At 63.8% G+C, this 15,997-nt stretch carries 21 protein-coding genes and 2 pseudogenes; 15 read left to right on the forward strand and 8 right to left on the reverse strand.

Features of this window, described 5'->3' with window-relative positions:
• Positions 1–23: 23 nt before the first annotated feature.
• From ABZW74_RS17850 to ABZW74_RS17860, 3 genes are all read right to left on the reverse strand, one after another.
• The gene (locus tag ABZW74_RS17850) at positions 24–1,055 is read right to left on the reverse strand and encodes a YihY/virulence factor BrkB family protein (protein ID WP_355278054.1); all 1,032 of its coding nucleotides are present in this window, start codon (positions 1,053–1,055) and stop codon (positions 24–26) included.
• Between the two features lie 92 nt (positions 1,056–1,147).
• On the reverse strand, positions 1,148–2,098 hold the full coding sequence (locus ABZW74_RS17855) for an LLM class flavin-dependent oxidoreductase (RefSeq protein WP_355278056.1): 951 nt from the start codon (positions 2,096–2,098) through the stop codon (positions 1,148–1,150).
• A 52-nt stretch (positions 2,099–2,150) separates the two neighbouring features.
• The gene (locus ABZW74_RS17860) at positions 2,151–3,323 is read right to left on the reverse strand and encodes a beta-propeller fold lactonase family protein (RefSeq protein WP_355278059.1); all 1,173 of its coding nucleotides are present in this window, start codon (positions 3,321–3,323) and stop codon (positions 2,151–2,153) included.
• A 143-nt stretch (positions 3,324–3,466) separates the two neighbouring features.
• On the opposite strand from ABZW74_RS17860, the gene ABZW74_RS17865 reads away from it, so the two are divergent.
• Positions 3,467–3,865, forward strand: a complete 399-nt coding sequence (locus ABZW74_RS17865; RefSeq protein WP_240857216.1) for a hypothetical protein — start codon at positions 3,467–3,469, stop codon at positions 3,863–3,865.
• Positions 3,862–4,275, forward strand: a complete 414-nt coding sequence (locus ABZW74_RS17870; protein ID WP_355278062.1) for a MaoC/PaaZ C-terminal domain-containing protein — start codon at positions 3,862–3,864, stop codon at positions 4,273–4,275. The genes ABZW74_RS17865 and ABZW74_RS17870 overlap by 4 nt, the downstream gene beginning before the upstream one ends.
• A gap of 15 nt (positions 4,276–4,290) precedes the next feature.
• Here ABZW74_RS17870 and ABZW74_RS17875 read toward each other — a convergent pair whose 3' ends face one another.
• Positions 4,291–4,722 (reverse strand): DUF1622 domain-containing protein, encoded by a 432-nt coding sequence (locus ABZW74_RS17875; protein WP_240857214.1) that lies wholly within the window; start codon positions 4,720–4,722, stop codon positions 4,291–4,293.
• Between the two features lie 671 nt (positions 4,723–5,393).
• On the opposite strand from ABZW74_RS17875, the gene ABZW74_RS17880 reads away from it, so the two are divergent.
• Positions 5,394–6,017, forward strand: a complete 624-nt coding sequence (locus ABZW74_RS17880; RefSeq protein ID WP_355278065.1) for a ferritin-like domain-containing protein — start codon at positions 5,394–5,396, stop codon at positions 6,015–6,017.
• An 11-nt stretch (positions 6,018–6,028) separates the two neighbouring features.
• Here the strand turns inward: ABZW74_RS17880 and ABZW74_RS17885 are convergent, their stop codons facing one another.
• On the reverse strand, positions 6,029–6,412 hold the full coding sequence (locus ABZW74_RS17885; RefSeq protein WP_355278068.1) for a hypothetical protein: 384 nt from the start codon (positions 6,410–6,412) through the stop codon (positions 6,029–6,031).
• A 100-nt stretch (positions 6,413–6,512) separates the two neighbouring features.
• Between ABZW74_RS17885 and ABZW74_RS17890 the strand changes: the two genes are divergently transcribed.
• The 11 genes and pseudogenes from ABZW74_RS17890 (at position 6,513) to ABZW74_RS17940 (ending at position 12,563) form a co-directional block, all read left to right on the forward strand.
• The gene (locus ABZW74_RS17890) at positions 6,513–7,064 is read left to right on the forward strand and encodes a TetR/AcrR family transcriptional regulator (protein ID WP_355278071.1); all 552 of its coding nucleotides are present in this window, start codon (positions 6,513–6,515) and stop codon (positions 7,062–7,064) included.
• Positions 7,065–7,225: 161 nt separating this feature from the next.
• Complete coding sequence (locus tag ABZW74_RS17895) at positions 7,226–7,795, forward strand: DUF2255 family protein (protein ID WP_355278074.1); 570 nt, start codon at positions 7,226–7,228, stop codon at positions 7,793–7,795.
• 35 nt (positions 7,796–7,830) lie between these two features.
• Entirely contained in the window at positions 7,831–8,169 is a 339-nt protein-coding gene (locus ABZW74_RS17900) for a hypothetical protein (protein ID WP_355278077.1), read from the forward strand.
• A gap of 168 nt (positions 8,170–8,337) precedes the next feature.
• Entirely contained in the window at positions 8,338–9,006 is a 669-nt protein-coding gene (locus ABZW74_RS17905) for a hypothetical protein (protein ID WP_240857207.1), read from the forward strand.
• 115 nt (positions 9,007–9,121) lie between these two features.
• Positions 9,122–9,763 (forward strand): nucleotidyltransferase domain-containing protein, encoded by a 642-nt coding sequence (locus tag ABZW74_RS17910; protein WP_355278080.1) that lies wholly within the window; start codon positions 9,122–9,124, stop codon positions 9,761–9,763.
• Positions 9,763–10,150, forward strand: a pseudogene (locus ABZW74_RS17915) (hypothetical protein). Before ABZW74_RS17910 ends, ABZW74_RS17915 begins: the two are co-directional and overlap by 1 nt.
• Positions 10,151–10,460: 310 nt before the next feature.
• Complete coding sequence (locus ABZW74_RS17920; RefSeq protein WP_355278082.1) at positions 10,461–10,658, forward strand: hypothetical protein; 198 nt, start codon at positions 10,461–10,463, stop codon at positions 10,656–10,658.
• Positions 10,655–11,041, forward strand: coding sequence for a type II toxin-antitoxin system VapC family toxin (locus ABZW74_RS17925; protein ID WP_355278085.1), 387 nt, complete (start codon positions 10,655–10,657; stop codon positions 11,039–11,041). The genes ABZW74_RS17920 and ABZW74_RS17925 overlap by 4 nt, the downstream gene beginning before the upstream one ends.
• A gap of 189 nt (positions 11,042–11,230) precedes the next feature.
• The gene (locus ABZW74_RS17930; protein WP_355278087.1) at positions 11,231–11,590 is read left to right on the forward strand and encodes a metalloregulator ArsR/SmtB family transcription factor; all 360 of its coding nucleotides are present in this window, start codon (positions 11,231–11,233) and stop codon (positions 11,588–11,590) included.
• A pseudogene (locus tag ABZW74_RS17935) lies at positions 11,587–11,982 on the forward strand (arsenical-resistance protein); the annotation flags it as partial. The gene ABZW74_RS17930 and the pseudogene ABZW74_RS17935, both read left to right, overlap by 4 nt.
• A 281-nt stretch (positions 11,983–12,263) precedes the next feature.
• Positions 12,264–12,563, forward strand: a complete 300-nt coding sequence (locus ABZW74_RS17940; protein ID WP_355278090.1) for a hypothetical protein — start codon at positions 12,264–12,266, stop codon at positions 12,561–12,563.
• Here ABZW74_RS17940 and ABZW74_RS17945 read toward each other — a convergent pair.
• The 3 genes from ABZW74_RS17945 to ABZW74_RS17955 form a co-directional block, all read right to left on the reverse strand.
• Positions 12,560–13,153 (reverse strand): hypothetical protein, encoded by a 594-nt coding sequence (locus ABZW74_RS17945; RefSeq protein ID WP_355278093.1) that lies wholly within the window; start codon positions 13,151–13,153, stop codon positions 12,560–12,562. The genes ABZW74_RS17940 and ABZW74_RS17945 overlap by 4 nt on opposite strands.
• Positions 13,141–13,866, reverse strand: coding sequence for a hypothetical protein (locus ABZW74_RS17950; RefSeq protein ID WP_355278095.1), 726 nt, complete (start codon positions 13,864–13,866; stop codon positions 13,141–13,143). Before ABZW74_RS17950 ends, ABZW74_RS17945 begins: the two co-directional genes overlap by 13 nt.
• 679 nt (positions 13,867–14,545) lie before the next feature.
• The gene (locus tag ABZW74_RS17955) at positions 14,546–14,908 is read right to left on the reverse strand and encodes a hypothetical protein (RefSeq protein ID WP_355278097.1); all 363 of its coding nucleotides are present in this window, start codon (positions 14,906–14,908) and stop codon (positions 14,546–14,548) included.
• Positions 14,909–15,098: 190 nt separating this feature from the next.
• Between ABZW74_RS17955 and ABZW74_RS17960 the strand changes: the two genes are divergently transcribed.
• Positions 15,099–15,842: a hypothetical protein gene (locus tag ABZW74_RS17960; RefSeq protein WP_355278100.1), complete on the forward strand. Its 744-nt coding sequence runs from the start codon at positions 15,099–15,101 to the stop codon at positions 15,840–15,842.
• The last annotated feature ends 155 nt before the right edge of the window (positions 15,843–15,997 follow it).

The following is a 15,997-nucleotide window of genomic DNA, read 5'->3' on the forward strand; positions in this document are numbered from 1 at the left end:
AGGCGCTAGCCGAGAGACTCACCTCAGCCGTCGGGAGAGGACCCTTCTCGGGCGGTTGGGTGCTGATCGGATCTCGACGCATCCGCTCGATCGTCTCCGGCCGGGTTGTCGAAGGTGACGTCGATTTCCTGGAATCCTTTGCTGCGCTGGGCTCGTGCCTGCGCGGAGTAGGCGGCCTCGTCGCCGGGAGTGAGGATCACGTTGTCGGTGAACGGGGTGAGCAGCGACCGTGGATAGAGGTTGTCGACGCGCACGACGTTGAACTCGAGGCACACCACCACCATCACCGACGCGATGTACAAGAACGCGAGAAGGCCGAGGACGACCGCGAAAACACCACTGGTGGCACTGGAATTGGCGATGAAGCGCTGGACGAACAGGGTCCCGAATGTCTGTAAGGCCTGCCATCCGACGGACGCAATCAGTGCGCCGGGCAGCACATCGCGGGTGCTCACCGAGCGGCTCGTTCCGAACCGGAAGCCGACGATGAACACCGCGGTGTAGAGGACCAGCGAACCGAGGATCGTGAGAACCCGACCATCTGCTCCGAGGTTGATTGCCGCGATCACGCCGTTGAGCACGGTGAGGCCGATGATCGCCAGTCCGACCGTGGACAGCAGCATCGCGCCCTTGATCCTCACCTGGATGGGATTCGGACGCTCGTTGCGGGGGACCGCCCACACGATGTTCATCGCATTCTGGATGGCAACCGATACGCCGAGGGCGCCGTAAACGGCACCGACGATACCGATCGCCACCGCCGTCGTACTGCCGGAGAGCTGTCCGGGTTCGCTCAACTGATCGCCGATCACCGGTATCTGACTCAGCGCCGAGTCGACGATCTCCTTCTGAAGTTCGGGATTGTCGTCGAGCACGATGCCCAGCACCGAGGTGAACACCAGCAGCAGCGGGAACAGGGAGATGAAGCCGTAGTAGGTGATGAGCGCGGCGAGGTAGCCGCCCTGGTCATCGAAGAACTTGTAGGCGACGCCCAGCGGGAATCCACTCGCCGGATAGCGGCGCTGAAAGCCGTCGACGCGATCCGACAGCGACACCCACACCACCTTCCTCGAACCACCCGTCGGCTGACCACTGATGTGACCTGCTGCGTTTCGGGCGGGTGGCCGTGGTCGCAGCATCGCCGAGTCTACGTCGGTTTGCCACGGTGATCCCGCAATGCAGGGCCGTCATGCAGCCGGACGTTTCTGGCGACCGACGACCCGAAGATCGCCAGTTGCTCGATCGGATCGCCGATGGGCCAGACAAACACCCCGTCGACGCCGGCATCGGCATATCGGTCCAAGGTTGCCGCGCAGCGCTCGGCAGATCCGATGAGCAGCAGATCGGCCAGTGCGGACGGATCGCGTCCGAGTAGCTGGGCCAGCATGTGCAGTCGGTCTTGTGCCACGGATGAACTCTGGGTCACGAACATCCACATCGTCGCGAGGACGATCGGGAACGCGTCGATTCGGCGTCCGACGGAATCGAGCGCGGTGTGCAGTAGTTCGCTCCCCGTCGTGATCTTTTCCGGGCTCGTGTTGTATGCCGAGGCGAGCCATCCATTCCCATACCGAGCGCCCCTGCGCAGGCCCGCTGCCGAGCCCCAGCTACCCACCCAGAGCGGGACAGTCTGTGCTGGAACCGGTTTGAGATCTGGCAAGTTATAGAATCGGCCGGCCATCGGCTCGCCGCGGTGCAGCGACGCCGTGAGCGCACGCAACGATTCGTCGAATCGGGGCCACCGCTCATCGAAGGCGATCCCCGCCGCGGCATAGTCGGCCGCCGACGAGCCGGGACCGACGCCCAGCACGAATCGACCGCCCGACAGCGTCTGCAACGCGGCGGCAGCCTTCGCCATTGCCGCCGGGCCACGGATCACCGGCAGGGCAACCGTGGTCGCGAGGGTCATGTCGTCGCTGCGTTCGGCGATGCTCGCCAATGCGACCAGGCCGTCGAGCCAGGGCCTGGCGAAGACGAGGTGGTCGTTGGCGCCGATCGCGGTGAATCCGGCGCCGCGAGCAGCGTCGACGTAGCGGCCGAGCGGGGGCGGGCCCGTTCCGTCGAAGTCGATCAGCGGCAGATGCGCACCGAACCACATGATCGGATTCTACGCATTCTGGACACGATGACCCACCCGCGACCAGCCGTCGTCACGGACCGCCCACCGTGGCAAGTGCGACGACGGGACCGTCGGTGATCAGCGCACCGGTGTCGACGGGTTGACGATTCGACGGTCGCAGACTCCCGTCGGCCGCGATCAGGTAGGTGTGCGCCTGGCTGCTCGTGCTGCGGACCGTCGCCACGTCGACGGCGTAAAGGTGTTTGCCGTCGGGATTCAGAGCCAGCGACCCGGGCAGGCTCCCCAGTGGCATCGGATACGGCGAGTGCGGCAACGGTGTCAGCCGACCATCTGCGTGCACGTCGAACCCGGCTATCGACGTGCCGACACCGATCGCGTTTGGCACATACAGACGTCGGCCGTCGGACGTGACGATGGCGCCGTGCGGAATGCCTCCGGTGACGAACGGCGACCCGGGCAGTCTCGTGAGACCCCCGTCCCGCCGCACCCGGAACCCCGACATGCTCAGCGTCAGTTCGTCGCTCGTGTACAGGTAGCGTCCGTCCGGCGTGAATGCAGGGGCGACCGGTCCCAGGCCGATCGACATCACGCCGCGCGGAGTGAGACGTCCGCCCGGACCGATCGCGTAGCTCGACAAGGTGGTGCCGAGGTAGGTCACCACGCGCAAGAAGCGGCCGTCGGGGTCAACAGCCGCCTGCCCGACCACACTGAGACCATCCACCCGCACCGCCGGCATTCCGGTTGGCCGGAGCGCACCAGAAGCCGTGACCGCGAACGATTCGACGCGGCCGGGCAGCCCACCCACGACGACATACAGGTGCTTTCCGTCGGGCGCGAGTTGTGCTGCGGTGGGCAGACCACTGAAATTCACTCGGGCTCCGGGGATTTCATGCAATCTGCCGAACCTGTCGAGGCGATACCCGCTCACCGCCGGCTCGACGATATGTGGCACATAAGCGGTTGAGCCGTCGGGGGAGACCGTCAAGGAAAGGACCCCGAAACCGGTACGAAAGGGAGTGCCCGCGACCGGGGCCAGGCCTCCGCTGTCGGACACCCGAAGAACACTGATGCCCATGGACCCGGTCGCCGCCGTCAACAGGAAGCGGTGTGTGGATCCGGGCGCCGACGAGGCCATCGGCTGCTGACCCATGATGAGCGCGAGCACGATGCCCAGGGCAACGGTCAATCCGGCCGCGACTCGTGCTGTGGACAGTGGACTTCGCTGCGGCGCAAGCCTTGACATTCTGTGTTCCTCCCGACCGACACTTCGCCCCCGACGGTAACCGCCAGTGATGTTCCCCATCGCGAAATGCCGAGACATCTGTGGCGCCGGTCGATTTCACGATGAGCAGTCATTCGCGTTGGCCATCGGAATACCCTTTGGGCATGGCATACACAGTGGCGGAGGGAATGGTCTTCCGGACACCGGAACCGATAGCGGTCACTGATGCGCTCTTGACCGGCTATTCCGACGTCATCAGCCAGGGACGGTCGGCGTCGGGTCTACCGGTCATCCATCAAGTGATGGCAATCCTCGCCCGGGAAGCGGTCGAAGAGGGCGCTGTACCGGGTGACGGTATCGTCCTGACCGCCGAATCGCTTCGAATCAGGCGCGCACCCGTGGCCGGTGACGTCGTCACCGGCCGGCTTCGCGTCGAATCGGTGACCCGCCGCGCGGGCGCGGTACAGACTCAGGTGCGCGGGGAGATTCTGGTGGCCGACGAATTACCTCTGGCGGAGTCGGTTGCCACGATGGCATTTCGCGACGAGGACGCCGAGTCGTGACCGAGCCCTCCGATCTGTTGTGGGAGGCAACCGAATACGTCACGCGTGATCGCGTGCGTCGCTACGCGCAGGTGTCGGGCGACGCCAACGCCATCCACCTGTCCGACGAGGCCGCGAAGGCCGCCGGGTTGCCGTCGGCGATTGCACATGGGTACTTGATCCTGGGCATCGTGCTGCACCACGCCGATCACTGGGCCGCGGCGAATGGTGTGCGAATCACCGGGTGCGACACCAGGTTTGTACGTCCAGTGCATCTTGGTTCGGCACCGGCCGAGTTGGTGGTCGCCGGAGTCCGGAAGGTGCCGGGACTGATTCTCGCCTCGGCAGCGGTCCGGGGTACCGACGCAACGACGCGTGCGGTTCTACGTCCCATCCGGATCACCTACGAGCCCAGCGCACCGCGCGACTGAGTTCGACGGTGCCGATCAGGTCTTCGGTCCGCGGTCTTGTCCTGCAGCACTCGACGCCGCGTCTCGTGAGATCGCAGCACCTAGTTGCTGAGCACCGCTGGCCAGCAATGCCCGTCGCCAGGGGAGTACGCCCTCGATCTCGATCTGGATGGACATCGACAAGATCGTCCGGATGAGCACGATGAGCCCGAGGATGAGGGCATCCTCGATCGACGGCTTCGACGTGATCGTGCGGATCAGGTCGGCGGCCACGAGTACCTCGAGACCCAACAGGATGGCTGATCCGAGCGCGGTCCGGAGAACACCGAACGCGACCTGACCGCCCTCTCCGCGTCGCAGCGAACGAATACCCAGTACCACCGCGATCACGAATCCGACGATCATGGCCAACGCGCCGATCGCCTCGAAACCTACGGCAACACCGGTGAACACCGACTCGAAGTGCATGGGCGTCAGCGTACTCAACCGAAACAGGTAGTTCGCTACTCGCGATTCCACGTCGCACATCTCCGACGCTTGAGTCAGCCATCGTCCGATCTCGCGAAGGGACAGGGCATATGACGATCAGACGATCTCGATCAGGCGCACTGCGCCGAGCGAGCAGCGCTCTTGTTGTTGCCATAGCGACGGCGGGCGTTATCTCCACGGCGGCCGGCATGGTTGATCATGCCCCAGCATATGCATCCGAGTACCGCTACTTGGTCCCGACGCCTACCCGATGCGGCTCCGCGTCAGGGCCGCACCCGGACCGTCACAGCGACCGGCCACCATGCACCTCGGATCCCGGCCGGCGGGCCGGTGGAAGGTCTCCCGGGGTGATCGGGCTCGGCAACTGATCGGCCTCTGCGGACTATCCCTCTCGGCCCTCAGCCATGCCTGCCCAACGGGAGCGAGCCGACTTCGGCTGCGTCGGAACCGAAATGGCGAAAGACGGCTCTTTCGCGTGCCTTGCGGCCACGCCATTCCAGATATCGGTCACCGAACGGCGAGGGACCGATCACGCGATAGCTGATCGTGTTCCGGACCATCGCGACTCCGAAAGCCCACGGAAGGCGTTGCGGTAAGCGAAGATCTGCCATCCCACGGGGGCCGATCCGACAGCATCGGATCCGACGCTCGTGTGTCGACTCGATCCCGCGGTGATCCGCAGCGTTCAGAAGTTTCAAGTCGGGGAGAGTGGCGACGGCCCCCACCTGATCGCGAAGGCAGCGGACACCGGGGATCGCGACTACGAGACCGCGATCCGTTTGTTCGTGGCCGAAGAGCAGAACCACGCGCGCATGCTCGCCGAGATCCTGCGGGCGGCCGGTGCGCCGACGATCAACGCCGACTGGACCGACGCCGTCTTCGTTCGTCTGCGTCGTCTACTTGGCCTCCGACTCGAGTTGATGGTCTTGACCGTTGCCGAGGTCGTGGCATTGCGCTACTACCGCGCCCTCGCCGACGGCGGTGGAGACGAACTGTTGACTCGAGTGTCGGAACGGATCCTCGACGACGAGCGTCACCACGTCCCATTCCAATGCCGCCGTCTCGCAGTCGAATTCCGCCGCAAGCCCCGATACGCGAAGCGGCACGCATGGCGTGGACTCGCACTCGTCGTGGCAATCGTCGTGGCCGTCGATCATGGGCCGGCATTGCGTGCCTGTGGGGTGCGCAGGCGACAGTTTGTCAGCGACACCATGCAGCTGTTCGACGACGCGATCGCAACCGTTTTCCACGAGCGGCCGGTATCCGAGGGTTGATCGGCGATCGTTCAGGCCGCCCATCGAGGATCGCGACGTACGTCCGTGGCGTCGACCGGCGTCGGGGTTGTCGACCGGGCCTCAGGAACGAGACGCACGGCCGACGCCCGGGCTGCATTGCTCCGGTAGGTGTGCAGATACCGGTCGACGCGGGCGAGTTGCTCGGTCGGAACCGCAGGCTGCGCGTCGTAGATTGCGTCACGACGATGCGTCATCCGGATCTGCAGCCGGAAACTGGTCACCGACGCCACATAGAGCGCTGCGGTGACGCCGGCAAGCACCAGCACCTGCCCGATCGCGAACGGCGACGCGGCGGCGTACACCGACACACCGAGACCAACGAACGCGCACAGCAACAGCACATATCCGAGGAACGAGAACGAATCCTTGCTCATCACTTACCTCCACAATCAGAACGAAACGCTACATGTAGTGTAGCGCTACAGTTAATGTAGCGTAAGCGACGACTGATCCATTCCCGCGGGAGGAAATCTGGTGCCACGATCCGACGCCGACGAGCGGATCCGCGCGGCCGCACTCGACCTTCTTCGTACGAAGGGACCCACCGCGGTGACGATCGAACGCGTCGCCGAGCACACGGGAATGGCGCGTACGACGATCTATCGGCGGTACAACGACCGAGCCGAGATGCTGACCGAGGTGTTGCGGGCGATTGGCCTACCTGGGCCGGCGCCGGAGCCCATGTCTGGTGCTCAGCGGTTGCGGTGGGTCATTGCCAGTTCCAGTGCCATCGTCGTCGACGGTATCGGTTTCGGTGGGATGGCAGCCTTGATGACCGACGCCGACCCACCGTTCACCGAAATCTTCCGGGGCGTACTCGTTGCGCATCGTGCTGCCGTCGCGGCCGCGGTCACCAGGGGGGTCGAGGAGGGAACACTCGTCGGCGGCGTTGACATCGAAACACTCATCGATTCGATCGTCGGGTCGCTCATCGCCGAGTACGCGCGGATCGGCGCGGTAGGCGACGACTGGGCGGAGCGACTCGTGCGACTCCACTCCGGACTGATCAACGACAGCTCACACTGAGTCCCATTCCGTGGGAGGTCGTTTCGAGCCCGTTGTTCCGATGCCTGGGTTCAGGCCGGCACGGTCGCGATCTGGATCAGGCTTCCGCACGTGGTGAACCCAGACGTCGACGTGCTGCGACGTAGGCTTGACAGTCGGAAGCCGCGGATCGAGGAGTCAGGGTGACGTATTCCGAGGGTTGGACCGAAAACGAACTCGACTTGCTCGGCGCGACGCGCGAACTGCTGATTTCGGTTCGCAAGCCCGACGGTACGTGGCGTCGAGCAGTGCCCGTGTGGGTGGTGTGCGTGCGGACCTCCGTCTATGTCCGCACCTGGTACCGACGCAACACCGGGTGGTTTGGGGACGCTGTCCGCACGGGACATGCGCGCGTGAGTGTGCCCGGCTTGTCCACCGACGTGACGGTCACTGATATCGTTGCCGCAGAAGCTGACCCGGGGCTGCGTGCCGACGTGGACGAGAGCTACCGGACCAAGTATGGCCGCTACGGTGACGCTGCGTCGACGACGCTTCGCCTCAACCCCGCCGAGCGTCAGCAGGTGCCGCTTATTCCGAGTGTTTGTGGGATGCAGCCGTGTTATCCACAGGCGCATCTGTCGCGGGCGCCCCGGCGAAATACCGTGACATGCTCTGGCTCATGGGAATTCGCTACTATGCCTATCCACTTCAACCCGAGGATGTCGCGTCCGCGCGTCGCGATCCTTATCCGTACATCTCCGACGATCCGCTGAGTGACGCGTGGGGACCGGAGGGGGATCGCCCTCGGATGCTTTACCTCGACAAGGCCTGGCGCGAACTCCAACACATCTTCACGGTCGACGACGGGTTTCTGCGTCCGCGTATCTCGTTGGAGTTGGTCAAAGGGAACGTCACCCCGATCGGCCCCTACGGCGCGCACCTCGGCTTCGTTCACGTTCTCAGTCCGGACATCGTCAAGGAAATCTCCGAAGACGTCGTCCTGGTGGAACCGACCGACGACGCCACGATCAAGGAGATCGTCTCGTACTCGAGCGCCGACTACACCAACGAATACCTCCGTCGAGCACAAGAGTTCATGGTCGGCCTCGCCGCCGATGGGTTGGGGCTGGTTTACACAATCCGATGATGAATGGCGCTTGGTGGTGCGCCTTCATTTCGTGCGGAGCGCGAAGGTGGATCGGATGACGCAGCCGGCGGGCGACCGCCCAACTCCGAGCCGTCTCGGCCGATACAGTCGAAACTGATGTCCGGTTCGCGCCGGACCGGTTGTGTGTCGAAGATCCGAGAGGAATACATGAGGCAACTCGCTCACCGTCCCGCCATGGTCGTCGCCGGACTATCTGTGATCGCCTTGATCGCCGCAGGTTGCGGAGGAGACGACACTGACGCCGCCGCACCGAGTTCCTCGCCGGCCGCATCGTCGATGTCGGAGTCACACGTGGCGAGCAGTGAAGAGACGACCACCGAGACGACAACTCCGACCACCACCGAGTCGGCTGCACCCGCAGCGGTGACCCTCACAGGGGAGCGGGACGTCGAAGTGACGCTGACTGGCCCCCTCGCGGCCAAGTACTCGTCGGCGACCGACGCTCAGAAGGAGGCCCTCGGCAAGCCGCTGACTGGTGACCACAACGCGGGAACCCGCGAAAGCGGTGTCGTCTTCCAGCAATTCCAGGGTGGCGTGATCATCGCGAAGAACAACGCCCCAGGTACCCCGGCGTACATCGTCACATCGGGCAAGATCCGCGACGCGTGGAACACCGAGCGCGCCCCGGACGGCACCCCGTCAGTCACAGGCAAGAACGGCTCGGCCGGACCTCTGGGAGTTCCGACCAGCGACGTGACCACTGAAGGGGACGTGCAACAGGTGACCTTCGAGCACGGCAAGGTCACCGAGAACACCGAGACCGGCGAAGTCACCGTGACCGTCAACGGCAAGAGCGTGCCATCGGGTCTGAAATAGGTGGAGCGCCGAGAAGTCCCGGACTAGCTCATCGAAACGCCGTTGTTACGGTTCCTGCACTTCAACTATAGTTGTGTTACTCTAACTTTAGTTGGAATGGTGGGAGGTGTCGGGCGTGCAACTGAACAAACCGTTGGCCACGGTCACGCCGACCCTGGACGGAGACGTACTCGCGGTTTTGGCGTCCGCAGACGCTACGTTCACAATCAGCCAGGTCCATCGCATTCTCACCACGGCGTCGGCTGAAGGCATCCGCAAGGTCCTCAACCGACTCACCATTCAGGGCGTTGTGCTGCACGATCAGGTGGGTAGGACGAATACCTATCGACTCAACACCGAACACCTCGCTGCTGAGCCGATCATGGCGTTGGCACGTCTGAACTCGGCGTTTCTGAACCGTCTCGAAGAACACCTCCGAGAGTGGGGCACGACGCTGCGGTACGCCGCGGTTTTCGGGTCGGCGGCGACCGGGCACATGCGCCTCGATAGCGACATTGACCTGATCTTGGTGCGCGCCTGCGACTGGGGCCACGAAGGCGACGACGTGTGGGGGCATCGGGTGACAAAGGTTGCCCGACTTATCACGGCGTGGACTGGCAACGACGGCCGCATAGTCGAGTACGCTGCGGACGAATTTCGCGCTGCGGCTGCCGCGGGTGAACCTCTGCTTCGTGACGTGGCGAAGCAGGGCCTCACCGTTGCGGGTACTCGGTCCTGGTTCAACGCGCAGCTGCGCCCGGCGTCGGGGAGGTCCTGATGGCGTCGCAGCGCGACTGTGACTCCGTGGTCATCGCAGGGCGGATGTCGAAGGCGAACGAGTTCTTTGATGCCGCTGACCATCTCGGGGAGGAGATGCCCAACGCCGCTGGGGACTTTGTACGTCGACGCTGGCATCGCAGCCTCAGACGTTATCTGTTGTGTTCGCCTCGGTGTGCATTCCAACACCGGCAACCACGCCGAGGCTGCAGCCCTCCTGAAGCGTGCGGACAGTGGATCTGAGCGACACCTGAACACGCTGTTAAACCTGAAGAACAAGGCTGCGTACACGCATCAGGACCTAACCTCCGGAGAGCTAAAGCGGATGATCCGCGCAGCGCAGCACTTGGTTGCGTCGGCGAAACTGGCAGTGGCCGCTCGCGGATAGGGCACACGCCACCTCGGCGAAGACGTCCGCTACGGATGTCGGCAGCACTCGCGTATGCCACTCGACGCGCGAGCCGGCTGGTCGGGGAATCCGGCTGCGGCGCAGTGCAATAGGAGTGAACTACTCGGAGAGTGCCGGTAATCCTGCATATGCTCTGCGCGTCGCGATCGGAGCGGAGATCGGACAGAGCGGATCGCCGGTGCGGGCGAAGAGGGATCAGTCCCAACCACGGCACAGCTGCATAATGATGACAACGCAGTTACATTGACTGCACGAGTGTGGTGATTCAGTCCGTGACGTTCCGGACGCGGTGCGCGATGAGCTCGCTGGGCGGGCCGCACGGGCGGGCAAGTCATTGCAGGAGTACTTGCGCGGCATGCTGATGGAGTCTGCGGCACGTCCGCAGGTCGATGATGTGATTGCGCGGGCGCGGGCGCGAGTCGGCACAACTGGAGTTCGGGTCGATGCCGCAGCGATCCTCGATGCGCGAGATGCCGACCGACGGTGACGGTGGCCGCCGTATGTGAGTCTTCGGCCCTCGTCACCCTGTTGCTCGACGACGGACCGGACGGCAACTGGGCGGTTGAACAATTGTCGGGCACGCACCTGCTCGCACCGCAACTGGTGATGTTTGAAGTAAGCAATATCATTCGTAGACAAGAAATGGCCGGAGTTGTCAGTGCCGATCAGGCGGTGCAGGCGCATGGCGATCTGCTCGACTTGTCGATCGAGCAGTGGCCGTACGAACTTCTCGGTTCGCGAGTGTGGGAACTCCGCAGCAATTTGTCTGGATACGAGCCAGCTACGTTGCGGTCGCCGAACTGGCGGACGCGCCGCTCATCACGCTTGATCGTCGCATCGGTAGGGCGCCGGCCTAGGGTGCGAGGTTAAGGTTCCGTGACGTCAAGGTTTAATAGTGTTGCGGCACAGTGCGATATGCAGTGGTCTACTTACTGGATACCGTCAATATCGAGTTGATCATATTCCCCTGCAAGAGGTTTCAAGGTCGGCAGTCTCGCGGTGGCGATAGATGGTAGGGGCTGAATTGGCTGCTGATTCGATGTGTGTCAATATTGATATATGTCGAATCAAGACGTGGTGGTTGCGAGCGGCGGGTTGAGCGCGAAGCGGGCTGCGCGGGTCGCGGCGGAGTTGAAGGCGTTGGCGGATCCGGTGCGCCTGCGCTTGTTGTCGGAGGTGGCGTCGCGGCCGGGCGGTGAGGCCTGTGTGTGTGATATTTCGGGGCCGATCCGGTTGTCGCAGTCGACGATCTCGCATCACCTGAAGGTGTTACGAGAGGCTGGCCTGGTGACCAGTGAACGCCGGGGCACGTGGATCTACTACCGCGTGAATAGCGTTGTGCTCGAGCAGTTGTCGGAGGTACTCGTTCGTCTTGCGGCAGTGGTCGGCGAGCCGGGCTCGTGCGAGGAACGTCGATGAGCGGGGCTGGTGCTGCGGTCGCGGGCAAGTTGTCGATGCTGGATCGGTTCCTGCCTGTGTGGATCGCCGGCGCGATGGCCGCAGGCTTGCTTTTGGGCCGAGCTGTTCCGGGGCTGGGAGAGACACTGGCGACGGTAGAACTCGACGGTATCTCGCTGCCGATCGCTCTCGGGCTGCTGATCATGATGTACCCAGTGCTGGCAAAGGTGCGCTATGACCGACTTGACGCGGTCACCGCCGATCGTCGCCTGCTGCTCAGCTCGCTGGCGTTGAACTGGATCATGGGCCCGGCGTTGATGTTTGCGCTGGCGTGGTTGATGTTGCCGGATCTGCCGGAGTACCGGACGGGCCTGATCATCGTCGGTCTGGCCAGGTGTATCGCGATGGTCATCCCGTCCTCGTCGGTCTCGTTTACGTGTCCCTCGCGCTGCGGAAACGGTTCACCGCAACCACCAACTCAACCCAGGAGCCCGTGCGCCATGCCTGAACCCATCGATGTGCTCTTCGTGTGCGTAAGCAACCGCGGCAAATCTGTGATGGCCGAACACCTCACGCCGACGGTCACCGACCGGATCGCTGCATCATCGGCCGGGACCAGTGCGAAGACGCACAGCGAAGCCGGGCGGGGCACATCTACTTCCCCGCCGACGCCGTACCCACCTGGGCGCAGTGCGTGACGCTTCTCGAAGAGCAACGCGATCACCACCTGCGGCGCGCCCTCCGTCTGGTGGATCGCCTCGGCCGCGAGCTGGAGGCTGTGCGCAACGACATCAACGAAGCGCGCGAACATCCGCGGCAAGCCCTCGGTGTCGACCTACTTGCGCTCGGCGACTGGCGGCAGAGTCATCCCCTCGAGGGAGAGACCACGACCGCGGCAATCCTTCAGCAGTTCGTCTTCGAGCGGGTCGCCATCCAGAACTACGATCGTGCATTTCGCGAGGCGCGGAACGCAGGCGTTCGCCCTGATCACTAGCCTGGCAGGCGATCCAAATCCCACACCTGGCCCGCGCCCTGACGCCCGCGTCGCGGCCACCTTCGACGCTCGACGCTTTGGGTCGCCCGGTCGAACTCGGTTGAGAGGTCCGCGTGCAGGGCCGCGAGTTCGCGTGAATCGACCATCAGCGCGCCGATGTGGCCCACAATGTCGTTAGGTTCGGAAAAGTAGTCGCCGGCCTCGACCGCTCTTCGGTGGGCGTCGGTGATCCGTTCGGCTGTTTCGGCCATCGTCGGCGAGAGCAGTCGGATTCTCTCAACCACGACCGCCATCTGATCCACGGAGTGCACTGGGTGCGGACCACCGGTTTCCTCGGTGTCGAACGGATCAGACCTGTGGGCATGCGGGGAGCGAATTCTGCTCTCATAGGCTGCCGAGAGCACGTTCTGCCGATGCCACGACAGGCCCGCGAACTCGCTGATCGCCACCAGCAACGCGTCGCGGTGCCACCGATCGAACTCGCGGTGATCGGCAGCGCGCTTGGTGTACGTCACCGAGGCCAGCGACACGAGTACGGCTGATGCTGAGATCACGTACGGCACCCACGCCCACGGCGTCATCGCGGCCACACAGAATGCATACGAGTCTCCTTAGGTACTGGGTCCGGTGTCGTCAGGTCCAGCGATGCCGGCGGGTTCGGCCACAGCCGGACCGCTTGATTGGTCGCCACGAACGGGTGCTCGAGGTGGCTGCGCCCTGGGTGGTAGGCAAGGTGGAACACCGCGAACTCGCCACCGTCGGCGCTGAACATCGTGAAGGACTGATGTTGTGGCGGCCGAGCGCCCCAGCTCTCCCACGGTAGAGGCGGGTCCGAAACACCGGGATCATCGGCGGCCCGGGCCATCCACAACGACACCTCGGTCGGCGCAACCCCAGTCCTGATCTCTTCGGCGAGCCTGGGCGGGAACGGGTCCCAGGGATTTATCGGAGCAAAGTTGGCCAATCCCGGAACGATACGCCGGACCAGATTTCCTTCGTGCCGACTGTTCGGATGACGGCTGAGCGCAAGCGTTTTGATCATCCACCGCGCGACCACATCCACGTCTGCTTGAGACAGGACATTGCCGTCGTCGAGGAGCGCACGCACCGGCGTCTTGGCCGGGACCTCATAATGGGCGTTCAACGCTCGATGACAGGTCTCACAGATGTCGAGGAAGATGGGTGAGAGACGGTCCGTCTTCCGTTCCTTGCCCGCCCGGGTGCGCAACGGTTCACGGTTGAAATGCGTCGTGAACGGACCCTCGCCGGCCGGCCACCGCTTGAGAAACCACTGTGGAAACACGTGCTCGCGGGTGATCCTCGCGCGCTCATTACACAGCTGGCAGATGCCCACATTCTTTGCCGTCGTCGCTGCCCGCTCGTCGACGAGACTGGTTAAATCGGTGCTGTCGTCCGAAGTGCCCGACTGGCGAGCGCGCCGTCGACATAACGTCCACTTCATACGGCTCCCTCTGGTGGGAGAACGCTGTCAAATATCCAGTCCACCTGCTCGTCGAATCCGTTAAAGCGATGGTAGGTGGCGTCGACTGTTATGAGGTGGAGCACGACCGCCGCGTTGATGCGCACGTGCTTGTCCTCGACCTTCCAGAGACCAGTGTCGCCTGCTGTCCGCGGGCGCGTTCGACTGTGGAGGTTTGCGTCATGTTCGAGTGATGTAGCTCCCATTCGAGTTCGCGTCCGTGAGGGTCTGTACCCACGCAGTCGAAGGTGACTGTGTCACCGACACGTAGGCCGAGCCCGGTCTGGATAGTCGAAACGAACGCGTTGCGACTGCTTGGGTCGCTGCCGTTGAAGGTATTGCCGAAGCTGTCTGTGATGCTCTCGATGCGCGGGAAGTAGTCACCGGCCGGGTCCTGTGAACTCATGTAGATGGTCACCTGCCGCTCCGCCATCAGAGGTAGCACGGAGGGCTACTATGGCCGACTTCCCGACCGGCCGTGTCGCCGTGTCCCGATCTGGGCTCAACACTCACCCTTGACCCAGTCGCGGACCGCGCGCTCGCGTGCCTCCGAGATCTGCTTGGAGGTGAAGTCCTCGGGTTCCTCGGTGCGCCACTCGCGCATGTACTGCTCAACCTGGGCGTCCGTAGCGCCGGGGCTGATTCCGGTCGCCTCGCCGTAGGCGTCGAGCTGGCTGCAGGTCTGGGCATACGCCGCGCCGTCGTCGTTGGGCACGGTGCCCTCGACCTGGATCGTCTCGTTGCGATCGGTGCCGGTGGTGGCCGAGGCCGAGATGGTCGAGGGCGGCACGGCGTCCGGGTCGGCGGACTCGGAACAGGCGCTGAGCGCCAAGAGTGCGAAGGCGAGCAACGCAGCACGTCTCATAGCCGCTCAGGGTAGCGGTGACCGAGCTCATACACCACCGATGACCTGCAACAACGTTGGCACGGTTGCAGAGTTCGTCGTCGGCAGATGAGGGTTACCGGGCAGAGCACCCCAACAAACCAATCGCGGATGTGGGCCAGCGCCGGTCAACCTCCATTCCGGATTGAGCTGTAGATGTAGATTGCGCCATATGCCGATCCTGCCGTCGAACAGTCTGAACCTCCTCGTCCGCGTCGCTTCCGACTCCGAGGACGCCTGGACTGGACTCGTGCAGGAGATCGAAAGACTATCCGGCGACACCAACTTCGAGGTCGTCGACGACCCACGACTCGACGGCCTTTCGACTGGTGACTTCCTCGATCTCCTCGTCGATAGCGAGAACGACTACGCCTTCGTAGCCGACGCCGAAACCTTGGCCAACGACGAACGGTCGCTACTGGCGATCTCGAGCTCCGGGGACACCCTACGAATCGTCCCAGCCAGCCTCGCCGGTGTAGCTGACAACCTCGCCATCGCCAACCTCTCGCTCGGTGACTTCAAGAACGCCGCGGACAGCGACGGGGTGTACCGAGGCGGCTCGCGCTCGTATGTGCCCCCCGAGACGCTGACCAAAGACGAACTACTCGCCCTCGCAGAGGGGAACACCTCAAGTCCGGCGCTTGCCCAGTTTCGCGACGAACTCGCGTCGCTGCTCGCCCCGCGGTACGCCGTGCGACGAATCGATCTCACTGAGTCGCACGAGCGACAGGCTGGTCGAGACTTTCGAGGATGGCAGACCTTAGGGCACGAGGACTACCTAGCGGTGACATCTCACGGCGGCGAAGCTGAGTACGCCACGGTCGGTCTGTCTCGCGGCTATTGGGAAGTACTGCTCGACCGGACTGCCGGCCGATGCCTTGCGGCGTTGAAAGTCTTCCCGCCGTCCAACTCTTAACCGGCGGTGCGAGCGCTTATGTCACACGCCGAGCAGAACCACTCTCCCCCAACGTTTTTCAACTGGTAACGAGACGTGTTGAAGTGGGACGAGTCGCCATCCGGTATGCAGAGGCACATCGTTGGTTACCCGAAGCCTCGTTACGGCGCGGCCCT

The organism is Gordonia sp. NPDC003585 (assembly GCF_040610755.1).
Taxonomy (GTDB): domain Bacteria; phylum Actinomycetota; class Actinomycetes; order Mycobacteriales; family Mycobacteriaceae; genus Gordonia.